Below are 1,245 nucleotides of genomic sequence, written 5' to 3'. Positions count from 1 at the left end.
GCCTGACCCTCTTGGTCTAGGGGCCGAACAGAAGTGTGGATGGTACCCACCGCAGTCGGTGGGTACCATCCACACTTCTAGCAGTCTCCTAGCTGGGCCAGAGGTCAGACCCTTGGCAATTCGGGCAGGGATGGGCATCGGTGGGCTGACCTGTCCTCAGCAGCATTCGATTGACCTGAGCCGCCACCTCACAGGGCCGGTTCCAGCAGTCGTGGTGGCCGTAGCGCAGGGTGGGCAGGCCTTCAAGCAGGGACTCATTGTCCCGGTACATGTCCCGGAAGGTGGAGGCGCTGTCGAGATGCCCCACTTTGCCGTCAAGCTCCACCAGAGCTGCGTCATAGCGCACGTCATGCCGCTTGTGCTGGCGGCGGTACTGACGTTTGCCCCGCGGTAGCCCGTGGGCCCGTTCGACCGCAGTGGCGTAACGGTGCTCCAGCGTGGACTCAAGGCCCTGGGCATCCTGTAGCAGCTCCACCAGGAGTGGCCGCAGCTGACGCCCACCGGGTAGCCGTGGGCGCTTCTGCAGCTCTTGTTGGAGGCGTTCGGGCGTGGTCAGCCGCATCCGCAAGGCCTCTGTGACCCACTGCACCGCCTTGTCCGGTTCGGCGCCGCACAGATCCAGAACCGTCCACTCCACCGGGGTGGCGGGCAAACGGCCCCGGGAGCGTGGCAGGTCCCGGCGACGGACATGCCGACAGCCGGGTGCCGGCACCCGTCGGGTGCTGAGGGGCACGAACACGGTGATGTCTCGGCCGGGCTCTTCGCAGATCCCGTGTCGGTGCCCCGCAGCGTGCTCTCCCAGCATGGACCCATCCCCGGCGGCCAGGATCCCAGACCAGGCGCGTCCCTCGAAGTCAAGGACCCCTGGTACGTCCGTGAAGATGCCATCCGTGATGCGTCGCCAGCGCCCCGTGTCCACCAGACGCTGGAGCGAACGTTCCGGGAGGAAGATCAAGGCCTGCTCCCGGCTGATCACCCCGCCCTGGGCACGGAGCAGACCCGCCATTTCCACGGAGGGGTCGATTCTGCGGTGCATGCCCCCACTGTTGCCGCCCGGGGCTGCTTGGGCGAGGGTCCAGAAACCGCCTGTGGACAATTCCCAGGAGTCCGGAATCTGTGGAAAACCCGGCCCTGGGAGGTTGATCATGACACCCGACAAGAAGTGTGGATGGTACCCACCGACTGCGGTGGGTACCATCTACACTTCTTTGGTCAGGCCACTGGTTTTCCTTCGGACCAGTTGCT

Annotated in this window: 1 protein-coding gene; it reads right to left on the bottom strand. The window is 65.5% G+C overall.

The features are described 5' to 3' along the window. Nucleotides 1-88 precede the first annotated feature (88 nt). On the bottom strand, nt 89-1,036 hold the full coding sequence (locus AAEX60_RS15370) for a hypothetical protein (RefSeq protein WP_342104681.1): 948 nt from the start codon (nt 1,034-1,036) through the stop codon (nt 89-91). Nucleotides 1,037-1,245 lie beyond the last annotated feature (209 nt).

Origin of the sequence: Luteococcus sp. H101 (genome assembly GCF_038433155.1) — a bacterium.
GTDB lineage: Bacteria > Actinomycetota > Actinomycetes > Propionibacteriales > Propionibacteriaceae > Luteococcus.
This window is presented reverse-complemented; position numbering and strand designations above follow the sequence as displayed.